The 13,082-nt window shown below is 39.7% G+C and carries 16 protein-coding genes and 1 pseudogene; 14 read left to right on the top strand and 3 right to left on the bottom strand.

The annotated features are described in order from the left end of the window. Positions 1–100: 100 nt before the first annotated feature. The 9 genes from G6W41_RS07425 (at position 101) to G6W41_RS07385 (ending at position 7,143) form a co-directional block, all read left to right on the top strand. Positions 101–304 carry a tautomerase family protein gene (locus G6W41_RS07425; protein WP_009295389.1) on the top strand — a complete coding sequence of 68 codons (204 nt, stop codon included), beginning with the start codon at positions 101–103 and terminating at the stop codon, positions 302–304. Further along, positions 301–798 carry a thioredoxin-dependent thiol peroxidase gene (gene bcp, locus G6W41_RS07420; RefSeq protein ID WP_087579500.1) on the top strand — a complete coding sequence of 166 codons (498 nt, stop codon included), beginning with the start codon at positions 301–303 and terminating at the stop codon, positions 796–798. Before G6W41_RS07425 ends, bcp begins: the two co-directional genes overlap by 4 nt. Positions 799–806: 8 nt before the next feature. After that, on the top strand, positions 807–2,522 hold the full coding sequence (locus G6W41_RS07415; RefSeq protein ID WP_194171094.1) for a phosphoethanolamine transferase: 1,716 nt from the start codon (positions 807–809) through the stop codon (positions 2,520–2,522). 27 nt (positions 2,523–2,549) lie between these two features. After that, a complete protein-coding gene (locus tag G6W41_RS07410; RefSeq protein WP_103571729.1) occupies positions 2,550–3,191 on the top strand; it encodes a thiol:disulfide interchange protein DsbA/DsbL in 642 nt (213 codons plus the stop codon). A gap of 100 nt (positions 3,192–3,291) precedes the next feature. Beyond that, positions 3,292–4,206 (top strand): branched-chain amino acid transaminase, encoded by a 915-nt coding sequence (locus G6W41_RS07405; RefSeq protein ID WP_002939975.1) that lies wholly within the window; start codon positions 3,292–3,294, stop codon positions 4,204–4,206. Between the two features lie 16 nt (positions 4,207–4,222). Then, positions 4,223–5,335 carry a prohibitin family protein gene (locus G6W41_RS07400; protein WP_194171093.1) on the top strand — a complete coding sequence of 371 codons (1,113 nt, stop codon included), beginning with the start codon at positions 4,223–4,225 and terminating at the stop codon, positions 5,333–5,335. A 2-nt stretch (positions 5,336–5,337) separates the two neighbouring features. Continuing rightward, positions 5,338–6,072, top strand: coding sequence for a bifunctional phosphoribosyl-AMP cyclohydrolase/phosphoribosyl-ATP diphosphatase HisIE (gene hisIE / locus G6W41_RS07395; protein WP_194171092.1), 735 nt, complete (start codon positions 5,338–5,340; stop codon positions 6,070–6,072). Next, positions 6,062–6,592, top strand: a complete 531-nt coding sequence (locus G6W41_RS07390; RefSeq protein ID WP_103569306.1) for a DUF2393 family protein — start codon at positions 6,062–6,064, stop codon at positions 6,590–6,592. Before hisIE ends, G6W41_RS07390 begins: the two co-directional genes overlap by 11 nt. Continuing rightward, the gene (locus G6W41_RS07385; protein WP_103574729.1) at positions 6,592–7,143 is read left to right on the top strand and encodes a DUF2393 family protein; all 552 of its coding nucleotides are present in this window, start codon (positions 6,592–6,594) and stop codon (positions 7,141–7,143) included. The genes G6W41_RS07390 and G6W41_RS07385 overlap by 1 nt, the downstream gene beginning before the upstream one ends. A 161-nt stretch (positions 7,144–7,304) precedes the next feature. Here the strand turns inward: G6W41_RS07385 and G6W41_RS07380 are convergent, their stop codons facing one another. From G6W41_RS07380 to G6W41_RS07370, 3 genes and pseudogenes are all read right to left on the bottom strand, one after another. Further along, positions 7,305–8,636 carry an acetyl-CoA carboxylase biotin carboxylase subunit gene (locus G6W41_RS07380; RefSeq protein WP_107849835.1) on the bottom strand — a complete coding sequence of 444 codons (1,332 nt, stop codon included), beginning with the start codon at positions 8,634–8,636 and terminating at the stop codon, positions 7,305–7,307. Then, positions 8,636–9,088, bottom strand: coding sequence for an acetyl-CoA carboxylase biotin carboxyl carrier protein (gene accB / locus G6W41_RS07375; RefSeq protein ID WP_103647795.1), 453 nt, complete (start codon positions 9,086–9,088; stop codon positions 8,636–8,638). Before accB ends, G6W41_RS07380 begins: the two co-directional genes overlap by 1 nt. 85 nt (positions 9,089–9,173) lie before the next feature. Continuing rightward, positions 9,174–9,386 (bottom strand): annotated as a pseudogene (locus tag G6W41_RS07370) (molybdate ABC transporter permease subunit); the annotation flags it as partial. A 108-nt stretch (positions 9,387–9,494) separates the two neighbouring features. Here G6W41_RS07370 and G6W41_RS07365 point away from each other — a divergent pair. The 5 genes from G6W41_RS07365 (at position 9,495) to G6W41_RS07345 (ending at position 13,077) form a co-directional block, all read left to right on the top strand. Next, positions 9,495–10,583 carry a nicotinate phosphoribosyltransferase gene (locus G6W41_RS07365; RefSeq protein WP_194171091.1) on the top strand — a complete coding sequence of 363 codons (1,089 nt, stop codon included), beginning with the start codon at positions 9,495–9,497 and terminating at the stop codon, positions 10,581–10,583. An 8-nt stretch (positions 10,584–10,591) separates the two neighbouring features. After that, positions 10,592–11,089 carry a hypothetical protein gene (locus tag G6W41_RS07360; RefSeq protein ID WP_194171090.1) on the top strand — a complete coding sequence of 166 codons (498 nt, stop codon included), beginning with the start codon at positions 10,592–10,594 and terminating at the stop codon, positions 11,087–11,089. A gap of 112 nt (positions 11,090–11,201) precedes the next feature. Continuing rightward, the gene (locus G6W41_RS07355) at positions 11,202–12,017 is read left to right on the top strand and encodes an MqnA/MqnD/SBP family protein (RefSeq protein WP_242039927.1); all 816 of its coding nucleotides are present in this window, start codon (positions 11,202–11,204) and stop codon (positions 12,015–12,017) included. Further along, a complete protein-coding gene (gene fliQ, locus G6W41_RS07350; RefSeq protein ID WP_223154231.1) occupies positions 12,014–12,283 on the top strand; it encodes a flagellar biosynthesis protein FliQ in 270 nt (89 codons plus the stop codon). The genes G6W41_RS07355 and fliQ overlap by 4 nt, the downstream gene beginning before the upstream one ends. Beyond that, a complete protein-coding gene (locus G6W41_RS07345; RefSeq protein WP_194171088.1) occupies positions 12,280–13,077 on the top strand; it encodes a UDP-N-acetylmuramate dehydrogenase in 798 nt (265 codons plus the stop codon). Before fliQ ends, G6W41_RS07345 begins: the two co-directional genes overlap by 4 nt. Positions 13,078–13,082 lie beyond the last annotated feature (5 nt).

Genomic DNA, 13,082 nt, shown 5'->3' with positions numbered 1-13,082 from the left:
GGAAGTTTGCTTATTTTAATGCCAAATTCTTAAATAACGGCTTTAATCTGAAATTTCACTCATTTTGGCTAATATTTTGCATCTTAAAAAAGGAGCAAAAATGCCTTATGTTAATATCAAAATAGCAGGCCCAGAGCCTACAAAAGAGCAAAAAGATCAAGTTTTTAAAGAAGTAACCGAGACGCTTGTAAGAGTGCTTGGCAAGAAAAAAGAGGCGGTTATGATCTTTATCGAAACTCACGACGCTGGCAATATCGGCGTAGGCGGCGAGAGCGTAGAGGACAAAAGAAAGGGGATGAAATGAGCGAATTTAGCAAAGCAGACATTGAGAGAAAGATAACGCTTGAAGTTGGCGATAAAGCGCCAGAGTTTGAAGCGCTAAATCAAGACGGCGTAAAGGTCGCACTAAAGGACTTTGTAGGCAAAAATGTGGTGCTTTACTTCTATCCAAAGGACAACACTCCAGGCTGCACGACTGAGGCTTGCGAATTTAGCGCAAACTACGATCAGTTTATCAAAAATGACACCGTTATCATCGGCGTTAGCCCAGATAGCGTAAAGTCGCATGTGGGCTTTATCGCAAAGCAAAATTTAAAGCACATCCTCTTAAGTGATGAGGATAAAGAAATTTCAAAGCTTTATGGCGTTTGGCAGGTCAAGAAAAACTACGGTAAAGAATATCTTGGCATAGTTAGAAGCACATTTGTGATCGGTAAAGACGGCAAGATAGTTAAAATTTACAAAAGCGTAAAAGCCAAAGACCACGCCGCAAAAGTGCTAGCTGATCTAGCAAAATAAGGTAAAAAATGACCAAATTTTTTAACACCATCATAAAAAGTCCATTTATAAATATATTTGTGGTTACAACGCTTGTAATGTTTATCGCAAATATCTATAAAATTTACTTTTTTGAAGGAACTGACCGTATAGCTCTTATGCATATGGCAAGAAGCTTAACTACTATATTTTTATTAAATTTAGTTATCACACATATTCTTTACTTGCTAAGTCGTGGGCTGTTTAAAGGGCTTTATCTAGTTTATGCACTAATAATTTTTATTCTATGTTTTATAAATTTTTTCACTTTAACAAGTTTAAAAACAGATATAAATATAGCAATAATAGATAGTGTGCTACACACAAATCCAGATGAAGCCAGTGAGTTTTTCCAGACATTTTTTGAAGCTAAATATCTAGTAGTTGCTATACTTTTGTGTATCATCTTTTACGCTATGACAAGATATAAAAGATCTAACATAAAAAAATTTAGCCGAAAAACTATCATTGTCCTTTCGGTAATTTATATAGCTTTTGCAACCGTATTCTTTACAAAATCAGCAATGAGAATATCGTCTAATAAGGCTGATAGAGCTATAAGTAAGCTCTCAGAACATATCCTGATAAACTACGCTTTTGTTTTAAAAAAATATCTTTTAGATGATAATTTTTTAGCTAGCAATAAACAAATTTTAAAAGATTATGACGTATCTAAAGCAGCAAATCAAAACATAAAAGCTGAGCAAAAAGTAGCAAATGTAGTCTTTGTGATCGGTGAAAGCTTACAAAGAAACGAGATGAGCGTTTATGGCTTTGGCTTGCCGACTACACCAAATTTAATGGCATTAAAGCAAAGTGGCAATGCCATAATCTATACAGATACTACCTCCCCTGATACATATACAAATGGTTCTCTTTCAAAGGTTTTAAATTTCTCAAACTATGAAAGCAAAGAGCCTTGGAGCAAGAGTTTAAACATCGTTGATATGTTTAGTCTAGTAGGATACAAAACAGTATGGATAAGTAATCAAAGCAATATCGGCGGATACTCTACAACACAAAAAAGTGTTGCAGATAGAAGTGATATCACATTTTTTACACAAAAATTTGCATCAGCTATAAATTATACCGGCAGAGAAACAGATGGCATACTTTTGCCTGAAATTTCAAAGATAAAACAAAACCTTGGAGAGTCAAATTTTTATATCATTCACCTAATGGGAAATCACTTTAAATACGACCTAAGGTATCCAAAAGATTTTGCAAAATTTACAGCCAATGATCTACAAAACAAAATGAACCCTAGGCAAAAAGAGAGCTTTGCCTGGTATCTAAATAGCGTACTTTATAATGATTACGTGATAAATGAAATTTATAAAATTTTCAAAGATGATGAAGCTTTGATAGTCTATCTTTCTGACCACGGCGAAGCTCTTTTTGAGATAGATGGCATAAGAGGTCACGGCATGATAAATCGCTTTGTTTTAGAAATTCCGCTTATATTTATAGGAACTGATAAATTTAAAGCAAAATATCCACAAATTTGGCAAAAACTTGAAGTGGCAAAAGATTATAAATTTATGAGTGATGATATCATTCATACTTTTGCCGACATCATAGGCACAAAACCACTTGAATATAACGCATCAAGAAGCTTAATAAGTGGTGAATTTAATGCGAGTAGAAAGCGCCTAGTAAATGGTACTGACTATGAAAATATCAAAAAAGTAAAACCGCAATGGTAAATGACAAAAAAATAATAAGGAGCAAAGATGAAGCTTATAAAAATGCTAATTTTAAGTGCGTTTTTTGCGCTAAATTTATCAGCACTGACTGAAGGTGTGGAGTATCAAACTCTAGCAAAACCGCTTAACGTGCCTAAAAACTCAGTCGTCAAGGTCTTTAGCTACGACTGCCCTCACTGCTATAAATTTGACCGAACGATCACAAGAAAGCTGATGTCAAAGCTTGACGGGGTTAAATTTATCCCATATCACCTAAGCACCAAAGGCAAACTTGGCGAGACTACAAGTAAAATTTTCGCCGCTCTTATATCGATAGATGAGGCAAATGGAACTGATCTGCTAAGTGATGAGTCTAAATTTAAGCAAGCTAAATTTGCGATTTATAAAGCAAGACACGATGAAAAAGATGACTTTAATGACGGCAAAGATAAGCAAAGATTTATCGATCTAGCGCTAAATGCGGCTCACGTGAGCAAAGACGAGTATGAAAAAGCACTAAGCTCAGATCGTGCAAAAGAGCTTTTAAACGAGTGGTTTGCCTCTTATGATGTAGCAAGCATCAGCGGTGTGCCAGCCTTTGTGGTAAGTGGCAAATATCTGATAAATTTAAGCGCAGCATCATCGATCGATGAGATGGCAAAGACGATAAAAGAGCTTTTAGATAAGTAACTTTAGCCTAAAATTTACGGACATTTTGGGCTTAGAAATGTAAATTTAAAGCAATTTTAGATAAACTCGGATCAAATTTCTAAAAAAGAAAGGTTTAATTATGAACGCTTCAGAATTCATCTGGATGGATGGAAAACTAGTAAAATGGGACGATGCGAAAGTACACGTTCTAACTCACTCTTTGCACTACGCTAACGCCGTATTTGAAGGCACAAGAGCTTATAAAACAAAAAAAGGTCTAGCTATTTTTAGACTCAAAGACCACACAAAAAGACTTTTAAGATCAGCAAAAATGACCGTTTTAAACGTGCCTTATACTGAAGAAGAGCTTGAAAAAGCACAGATCGAGCTACTTCGCGCAAATAAATATAACAGCAACGTCTATATCCGCCCACTTATCTTTTTAGGATACGGCGTAATGGGCGTAGCGCACACAAAAGCACCAGTGCAAACTGCTATCGCTTCATGGGAGTGGGGTGCATATCTTGGCGATGAAGGTTTAGAGAAAGGCATCAGAGTTAAAATTTCAAGCTTTGCTAAACTTGCTCCTGCTGCTCAAATGAACAGAGCAAAGGCTAGCTCAAACTACCTAAGCTCACAAATGGCAAACTACGAAGCAAAAGAGGCTGGATACGACGAGGCGCTACTTCTTGATAGCGAGGGCTTTGTGGCTGAAGGTCCAGGCGAGTGCTTTTTTATCGTTGAAAATGGCGCATTGATCACTCCACCAAACGACAACAGCCTACTTAGCATCACTCAAGATACAGTCATAAGACTTGCTCACGATCTTGACATCGAAGTAAGAAGAGAGCGCATCACAAGAGATCAAGCATACACAGCCGACGAGGCATTTTTCACTGGCACTGCAGCTGAAGTAACGCCTATAAACAGCATAGATAACCGCATCATCGGCAACGGTGCTAGAGGCGAAGTGACAAAGAGACTACAAAAAGCTTACTTTGACGTAGTTTATGGTCTAAACAAAAAATACGAATCATTTTTAACATATATTTAAGATTTAAAGGAACGAAATGCCCGCTGATTTAAATGATTATTTCAACAAAAAAAAGCCAGGTAATGACAACAGGGGCTCAGGTCAAAATAGCGACAAAGAGCCACCTTTTAAAAAGGATTTTAAAATGCCAAATATACCAAGCGGCTTTGGCAAATTTGGTGCGCTAGCCTACATCATAATCGCCATTATCGCGATCCTTGCTATCACTCAGCCATTTAAAGTGATACACTCAGGCGAGGTCGGCATCAAAGCCACAGCGGGTAAATATGAGCCAAATCCTTTACAACCAGGATTTCACTTCTTTTTGCCATTTATCCAAAACATCATCGTAGTTGATACTAGAGTTAGGATCATCAACTACACTTCAGGCGAAGATATGGGCGAGAGCTTGCAAAAGTCTTATCAGGGAGCTGGAATTTTACGCAAAAACTCTATCTCAGTTTTAGACGCTAGAAATTTACCAGTTAGCATCGATATAACCGTGCAATACCGCCTAAATCCAGAAAATGCGCCACAAACTATCGCATCTTGGGGTCTTAGTTGGGAGAGCAAGATCGTTGATCCTGTCGTGCGCGACGTGGTTCGCAGCATCGCTGGTAAATACACAGCCGAAGAGCTGCCAACTAAGAGAAACGACCTAGCAAGGCAGATAGATGAGGGCATAAGAAAAGACATCGACTCTCAGCCAAACAAGCCAGTCGAGCTTCTAACCGTGCAGCTTCGTGAGATCATCTTGCCTTCAAAGGTAAAAGAGCAGATCGAGCGTGTCCAGATCGCTAAACAAGAAGCCGAGAGGACAAAATATGAGGTCGAGCGTGCAAATCAAGAGGCTCTAAAACAAGCTGCCCTTGCAGAAGGTACTGCAAAAGCTGCGATCATCGAGGCAAAGGGTAAGGCCGATGCTATCAAGATAGAGGCTGATGCGACTGCTTATGCAAACAAAGAGATCGCAAAAAGTGTCGATCAAAATTTATTAAATTTAAAACAGATCGAGACGCAAAATAGATTTAACGACGCTCTTAAAGAGAACAAAGATGCCAAAATTTTCTTAACACCTGGCGGAGCTGTGCCAAATATCTGGCTAGATGCAAAAGATAGGGCAAAAGCTAGCTCGGTTAGCGAAAGGTAAAAATGAATAGCGTAGCAAAAAGTATAGACTGGCAAAAAGTTGGTGGATTGCTCCCGGTGGTGGTTTGCGATCACGCTACAAACGAGGTTTTGATGCTTGCTTATATGAACGAAGAAGCACTAAATTTAAGTCTATCTAGCCGCTACGCTCACTACTTTTCTCGCACTAAAAATAGAATTTGGAAAAAGGGCGAAGAGAGTGGTAACACGCAAGAGATCAAGGCTGCGTTTTTAGACTGTGATAACGACACTTTGCTCTTAAAAGTCGTTCAAAACGGAGGCGCTGCTTGTCACACTGGGGCAAGATCTTGCTTTTTTAACGAGATAAATTTAGAAAATTTAGAAATTTCAGATGAAAAAAGCGAGGTTAAAAAGCCAAGTTACGGCGTCATTGACGAGCTTTATCACGTTATAGAAGATAGAAAGCTAAATGCTGATCCGCAAACTTCATACGTGGCAAGTCTTTTTAAAAAGGGTGAAAATCAAATTCTAAAAAAAGTTGGCGAAGAGGCTACGGAGCTTGTCATGGCGGCAAAAGAGCTTAGTTTTGCCAAGCAGATAAAACAAGATGAGCAAAAAGCAAAAAATGACCTCATCTATGAAGCAGCCGATCTTTGCTTTCACTCACTCGTGGCACTTTCAGCCCACAACATACATCCAGATGCCGTCAAAAACGAGCTTGCAAGGCGTTTTGGCATGAGTGGCATCGAAGAAAAAAGATCGCGAGATGTTAAATAGCATCAAGCATAACATACTTTTCATACTTCAAAACGCCAAACTTATCGACTTTCTAGCCTATGGTTGGGTCTTTTTAGCCTTTATATTTATCGTGCTTTTAGGAATTTTCGTCGCGATAAAATCATGGTGGCAGATAGGATTTTTATTTATCCTAGCTGGTTTTTTGGGACTTTTTGCAGGCAACTACTACGCAAACAAATATATAAATGAAAATCTAAGACCAGTTAGCATAAGCAAAATAAACACAAAACAGCTTCAATATGTCGATGCATTGATGGTTGATTTTAACATCACAAATAATTCAAACTACACATTAAACGTTTGCAAAATCGAGCTTGGCTTCTACCTTGGCTCAAAGCAAAGCACGAGAAATTTTCTAAATTCATTAAACCCTTTTGCTAAAAAAAGGATCATTTTAAATGAAGTGCTTTTGCCAAAGCAGAGCAAGCAGATAAGAGAATTTGTCAATGACTTTGCCTTCATTGACTACAATATCACCAAAAAAGCGGAGTGTTTTTGATGAGCTCAAACTACTTTACTATCGTTCATATCATCGTGCTTTTCGCGATCGCACTACTTTCTATTTTATTTCTTGTGCTCTCGCTTAGAGCCGAGCGAAAGCTATTTTTATCACTACTTTTTACAAACATTTTGGTCTCAACCACGCTTGCCATTTTTTTGATGCTAGTTCTTGATAAATACACCAAAAAAGGCATAGTCGAAGGCGTAAAAAGCGAGCGAGTGCTAAGAAATGAAAGCATCGTCTTTAGAGGTCAAGTAAGAAATATCGGTAAATTTACCATTAGCAAATGCACTCTTACAATTAAGCTCATTAATCAGCCGCTAAATAAAAATGACCTTGGCGGCGAGGCTCTATTTAAACCAAGTGGAATTTCATTTTTCTCATGGGTTTTTGGAGGCGATGAAGACGAGAGGCCAAACACCGTGGCATATAAATTTGACGTAGCTCAAAATTTACCAAAGCAAAAAGCTGTGCCATTTACCGTGACTATGCCCTATCCGCCATATTTTAAAAATGGTATGAATATCACAAAACTTAGTTGCTACTAATAAATTTAGATAAATTTTTAGTATTTATTGTGTTTCGCAAGTGACTATAAACTGGCTAAATTTCTCTTAAATTTAAAATAGCTCGATCTAAAAATTTGGCTTATATATAAAATAAGAAATTTTAAACCAAAGTCAAAAAGACAATGGTTTAAAATTTAGTTTTAATGTCTTGAAAGATAGTTTGTATCGTAGTTGTTGCTTAAAAAGTCTTTGTTTTCCATCATGGCAATGTGAAAGTCTTTTGTTGTTTTGATGCCACTTATTATGAGCTGATCAAGAGCAACTTTCATCTTATGAATGGCTCTGTTTCTATCAGTGTCCCAAACAACAAGCTTTCCGATCATACTGTCGTAATACGGCGGTATAGAGTAGTCTTGATAGATGTGGCTATCCATTCTCACGTTGCGGCCACCTGGGCAGACATATTTTGTGATCTTGCCAGGGCACGGAGTGAAGGTGTTTGGATCCTCAGCCGTGATCCTGCACTCGATCGCATGGCCTTTTAGCTCGATGCTTTTTTGTGACGGTAGCTTTTCGCCCTCGGCAACTTTTATCATAAGCTCGATGATATCAAGTCCGCTTACCATTTCGCTTACTGTGTGCTCGACTTGAAGCCTTGTGTTCATCTCGATGAAGTAAAAGTCTAAATTTTTATCAACCAAAAACTCAAACGTACCAGCTCCCTCGTAGCCGATCGCTTTTGCCGCTTTTATGGCAGTTTCATGTAGCCTCTCTCTTGTTTTTTCATCAAGCAAGATAGCTGGGCTCTCTTCGATCAGCTTTTGGTGACGGCGCTGCATAGAGCAGTCGCGCTCACCTATGTGAAGCACGTTGCCATGGCTATCGCCGATGACTTGAACCTCGATGTGGCGTGGGTTTAAGATATATTTTTCCATATACATTGTGCCATCGCCAAATGCACTCATCGCCTCGCTCTCAGCCGACCAAAATGCTTTTTCTAAATCAGCCTCTTTTTCAACCACGCGCATACCGCGTCCGCCACCACCTGCCGCAGCTTTTAGTATGACAGGATAGCCGATCTTTTTAGCTAACTCTTTTGCTGCTTTTGTGTCAGCCACAGCGCCGTCTGAGCCAGGGATGACTGGCACGCCAGCTCTTTGCATGACCTGTTTTGCCTTGCTCTTGTCACTCATCAAAGCCATCGCAGCAACGCTTGGTCCAATAAATTTAATCTTGTGGTGTGAGCAAATTTCAACAAAATTTTGATTTTCACTTAAAAAACCATAACCAGGGAATATAGCGTCTGCTTCGCTGATCTCAGCTGCGCTTATGATAGCTGGGATATTTAGGTAGCTGTCACTTGAGCGCTCTTTACCGATGCAAATGGCCACATCGGCGTATTTTACGTAAAGCGCATCTTTGTCAGCGGTTGAATAAACTACAACGGCTTCTTTACCCATCTCCTTTATCGTTCGCAAAGCACGAAGAGCGATTTCACCGCGGTTTGCGATTAAAATTCTTTTTAATTCCATTAATTTTTCTCCACGCCAAATAACGGCAATCCAAACTCAACTGGCTGTCCGTCAGAGACTAGCATCTCAGTGATCTGGCAGTCAAACTCAGCCTCGATCTCGTTCATGATCTTCATAGCTTCGATGATGCCCACTACATCGCCCTTTCTCACTCTTTGGCCCGCTTTTACAAATGGAGCAGCGCCTGGGCTTGGAGCAGCGTAGAAAGTACCTACCATAGGAGATTTTATGCTATCTTTTGGCGAATTTGCAGCTGGTTTTACCTCTGAGCTAACGACAACATTTACCGGTGTTGGCGCTGGAGCTGCTGCTTGTGCCGCTGGCTTTGCAGGCGCGCAATAATCAGCAAATTTCTCTACCTCGACCTCAAAATCACCACTTTTTATCTTGATATGATTCATCTCCATACCATTAAAAAATTCGATAAGCTCTTTTATATCTTCTTTTTTCATAGAAAATTCTCCTAAATTTTTATATAAGCCCCTAATTGTAGCGAAATTTAAATAAATTTAATTTTTAGCTGGCATAAAATTTGTGCTAAATCCTACTTTTTTCTAGCAAATTTATAATGAAAAATAAGATAAAACTAAGCACAACTAAAACAAGGCTTAAAGCGAGTGCCTGATCGCTTCTGCCGTCATAGACAGCGTTATAGATAGCAAGTGAGATGGTGTCTGTTTTACCTATGATATTGCCACCTAAAATGAGCGTTATGCCAACCTCGCCAAGCCCTCGCGAGAGTGCTAGGATAAATTTTTGAGGCATAAAGATTGCTTTTTGCATAAATTCACTAGCCCTATTTTGCCTGCGCCAAATTTCGCCAAAATGGTATAATCTCGCCAAAACAAAAGGACAGACATGAACGAACTTGAGCTAAAGATGCAAGGCAAGATAGAGAGGCTAACAGATAAGACTTTTAGGCTAGATCCTAGGATCGGCGAGGGCTACTTCACGGCGAAATACTTTCTAAAAGTAAATGAGATAATTAAGCAAAACCTGCCTGATCAGCACGTGACGATGCAGTTTTTTCAAAGGCGCGATGATATCGTGCTTTGCGGCATCGACGAGGTTTTAGTGATAATCAACAAATTTGCCAAAAACCCAAGCGAGCTTGAAATTTACGCACTTGATGATGGCGATATCATAAATGCAAATGAGCCAGTTTTAAAGATAAGCGGCAAGTATGAAAATTTTGGCTTTTTAGAAAACGTCATCGACGCGACGCTTACTAGAAGAAGCTGCGTGGCGACAAACTCCAGAGACGTGATAAAAGCAGCAAATGGCAAGGACGTCTTTAGCATGGCAGACAGGCAAGACGACATCTGCACGCAGCCAGGCGACGGATATGCTTCATTTATCGGCGGCATCAAAAAGGTCGCCACAGACGCTCAGGGCGAGCTTACAGGGTTAAAAGGTGGTGGCACCATGCCTCATGCGCTCATTCAAATGTGTGGCGGAGATGTGGTGAAGGCTTGCCAAATTTACGCTAAAACCTTTGAAAACGAGCAGATCACGGCCTTGGTTGATTACAACAACGACGTGATAACAGACGCTTTAAAGGCTGCAAATGCCCTAAAAGATAGGCTTGGCGCAGTTAGAGTGGATACTAGTAAAAATTTGATAGATAGATATTTTGAAGGCAAAGATACGAGTAAATTTGACCCACACGGCGTTTGCAAGGAGCTTATATTTGCCCTAAGAGAGGCGCTTGATAAAGCTGGTTTCAAGCACGTTAAGATCGTCGTTAGCTCAGGTTTTAATCCGCAAAAAATGAGCGAATTTGAGAAATTTAACACCCCAGTTGATATTTACGGCGTGGGAAGCTATCTTGTTAAAAATGACATTTGTGGCTTTACAGGCGATCTAGTCGAGCTAAACGGCAAAAGTGAGGCTAAATTTGGCAGAAAAAATTTCGCTTCAGATAGACTAAAGAGAGTTAAATTTTAGGAGAGAAGATGAAATTTATAAAAATTTTAACGATTCTGTCGCTTTTACTGACTGCTTGCACTGCCGCAAACTACGCTAACGCCTTTGAAAAAGTTGGCATCCTTGAGGACGGAGTTTATCGCTTTAGCCAAAATGGCATAGGGGTCAAAAAAGACCTACTTGTAAAGGTGATCTCTATGCAAAATGCGGACAACTCACGCAAAAAGATCATCTCCATGCTAAATATCCCTAAAAAATCTAAGATTACGGACTTTAAAACAAGCGATACAGGCGTTATAGTCTGGCCATTTTACGAGTTTGAGGGCAAATTTATAACGACAATAATCGTTGAAAATATAAAAAAAGAAGATAGCGATCAAAAACTGCTTAAGATGCTTGAACTTAAACATCCATTTTACTCAACGCTCCAAGCTCGAAGAAAAGGGGCTAAAGATGCCATAGACGTGAAATACGTGCTAAATTTCAAAGAGGCAAAGCTGGTAAAATCGTTTAAAACCCGCCCTTAAAACTTTATTTTAAATAAATTTCATTAAAATGACGTAATCAAAAAAAGGATCATCTTTGCACAATCTAAAAACTATAAACGTCGCTCACTCGCCTGATGCTGACGATATTTTCATGTATGCTGCGGTCAAATTTGGCTGGGTTAGCAGTAAAAATTTAGCCTTCACATCAAAGGCGCTTGATATAGAAACGCTAAATGAAGAGGCACTAAAAGGCACTTATGAAGCCACAGCGATCAGCTTTGCACTATATCCTAAAATTTGCGATGAATTTGCACTTTTGCGCTGTGCGGTGAGCTTTGGCAATGGATATGGCCCAAAGCTTATCAAGCTAAAAGATAAGCAGCTAAAGCGAAATTTCAAGGTCGCACTATCTGGCAAAAACACGACAAATGCCCTGCTCTTTCGCATAGCCTACCCAGAGGCAAGGATCGTTTATAAAAATTTCTTAGAGATCGAAAATGCCGTGCTTAGCGGCGAAGTCGATGCTGGCGTGCTTATACATGAAAGTATCTTAAATTTCTCAGACCAGCTCTGCGTAGAGCGTGAGATTTGGGATATCTGGAGCGAGCTAAACGGCGAAAATTTACCGCTTCCACTTGGTGGCATGGCGCTTAGACGAAGCCTGCCCATAACCGACGCGATCGAGTGCGAGAGAGTGCTTAGCGAGGCCGTTAGGATCGCTACTTCGCACAAGCCATTTTTATCTCACATGCTAATGGAGCGAAACCTCATCAGAGTTGGCAAAGACGAGCTTAAAACGTATCTAAATTTATACGCAAATGACGAGTCAATAAGCATGAACGAAACGCAGCTAAAAGCGCTAAATAAGCTCTATCAAATAGGCTATGACAAAGGCTTTTTTGAAAAAGCTATCGACGCAAACGACTACCTAATCCCAACTGAATACAACGAAGTAAGGTTTAGCTGATGCAAAGTACGCTTGTCTCACTTGGAGTTGAAACCTTTAAGATCGCCCTTTATATCAGCCTTCCGATGCTGCTAAGCGGACTAATAGCAGGTCTTATCATCTCCATCTTTCAAGCGACCACGCAGATAAACGAAACCACGCTAAGCTTCGTGCCAAAAATTTTACTAGTCGTCGTTGTCATCATATTTTTAATGCCTTGGATGATCTCGATGATGGTTGAATTTACCACTCGCATGCTTGATTTTATACCGGAATTTATCCAGTGACGAGGCTTGTTGATTTTTCTAAATTTACCTCAGTTAGGATAGGCGGCATGCATGAAATTTTCGAGGTTGATAGCCTTGAAGATCTAAGTTCGCCTCACTTTTTAGGCGCTGTGATGATAGGCGGGGGCAACAACCTTCTTATCTCGCCAAATCCCCCAAAAATGGCGATGCTTGGCAAGAGCTTTGACTATATAAATTTAGAAATTTGTGATGAGAAAATTTACCTTGAGATAGGTGCTGCGACAAAATCCGCTAAAATTTATAACTTCTGCAAACAAAATAACATCGCGAACCTTGAGTTTTTAAAAAATATCCCAGGCACGCTTGGCGGACTTGTCAAGATGAACGCTGGACTGCTTAAATTTAGCATAAGCGATAACCTCACGCATGTGCGTCTGGCTCGTGGCTGGGTGAGCAAAGAGGAGATAAACTTTAGCTACCGCCACAGCGGCATAGATGAGGCCATTTTGGGAGCTAAATTTAAGCTTTCTAGCGGCTTTGATGCAAGCATTTCAGAAGCCATAAGCGCAAAAAGGGCAAATCAACCAAAAGGAGCTAGCTTTGGCAGCTGCTTTGTAAATCCTGAAGGGCACTTTGCAGGGGCATTGCTTGAGGCGGTTGGATTAAAGGGATACGTGATCGGCGGAGCGAAATTTAGCGAAGAGCACGCAAATTTTTTGATAAATTTTAACCACGCAAGCTTTGAAGACGCCACTAGCCTTATAAATTTGGCTAGAGCTAGAGTTTTAGAGAAATTTGGCGTAGAGCTTAAGACTGAAGTTTGCATTTTATAAGGATA

Source organism: Campylobacter concisus (genome assembly GCF_015230035.1).
Lineage (GTDB): Bacteria > Campylobacterota > Campylobacteria > Campylobacterales > Campylobacteraceae > Campylobacter_A > Campylobacter_A concisus_BK.
Note: the sequence above shows the minus strand (reverse complement) of the source record. Positions and strands in the feature narration are given on the sequence as shown.

Excerpts from the sequence above, each read along its gene's own strand:
- G6W41_RS07410 (WP_103571729.1), top strand. The coding sequence starts at position 2,550 with ATGAAGCTTATAAAAATGCTAATTTTAAGTGCGTTTTTTGCGCTAAAT.
- accB (WP_103647795.1), bottom strand. The coding sequence starts at position 9,088 with ATGAAAAAAGAAGATATAAAAGAGCTTATCGAATTTTTTAATGGTATG.
- hisIE (WP_194171092.1), top strand. The coding sequence starts at position 5,338 with ATGAATAGCGTAGCAAAAAGTATAGACTGGCAAAAAGTTGGTGGATTG.
- G6W41_RS07360 (WP_194171090.1), top strand. The coding sequence starts at position 10,592 with ATGAAATTTATAAAAATTTTAACGATTCTGTCGCTTTTACTGACTGCT.
- G6W41_RS07415 (WP_194171094.1), top strand. The coding sequence starts at position 807 with ATGACCAAATTTTTTAACACCATCATAAAAAGTCCATTTATAAATATA.
- G6W41_RS07355 (WP_242039927.1), top strand. The coding sequence starts at position 11,202 with ATGTATGCTGCGGTCAAATTTGGCTGGGTTAGCAGTAAAAATTTAGCC.
- G6W41_RS07365 (WP_194171091.1), top strand. The coding sequence starts at position 9,495 with ATGAACGAACTTGAGCTAAAGATGCAAGGCAAGATAGAGAGGCTAACA.
- G6W41_RS07400 (WP_194171093.1), top strand. The coding sequence starts at position 4,223 with ATGCCCGCTGATTTAAATGATTATTTCAACAAAAAAAAGCCAGGTAAT.
- G6W41_RS07405 (WP_002939975.1), top strand. The coding sequence starts at position 3,292 with ATGAACGCTTCAGAATTCATCTGGATGGATGGAAAACTAGTAAAATGG.
- G6W41_RS07380 (WP_107849835.1), bottom strand. The coding sequence starts at position 8,636 with ATGGAATTAAAAAGAATTTTAATCGCAAACCGCGGTGAAATCGCTCTT.
- G6W41_RS07385 (WP_103574729.1), top strand. The coding sequence starts at position 6,592 with ATGAGCTCAAACTACTTTACTATCGTTCATATCATCGTGCTTTTCGCG.
- bcp (WP_087579500.1), top strand. The coding sequence starts at position 301 with ATGAGCGAATTTAGCAAAGCAGACATTGAGAGAAAGATAACGCTTGAA.
- G6W41_RS07425 (WP_009295389.1), top strand. The coding sequence starts at position 101 with ATGCCTTATGTTAATATCAAAATAGCAGGCCCAGAGCCTACAAAAGAG.
- G6W41_RS07390 (WP_103569306.1), top strand. The coding sequence starts at position 6,062 with ATGTTAAATAGCATCAAGCATAACATACTTTTCATACTTCAAAACGCC.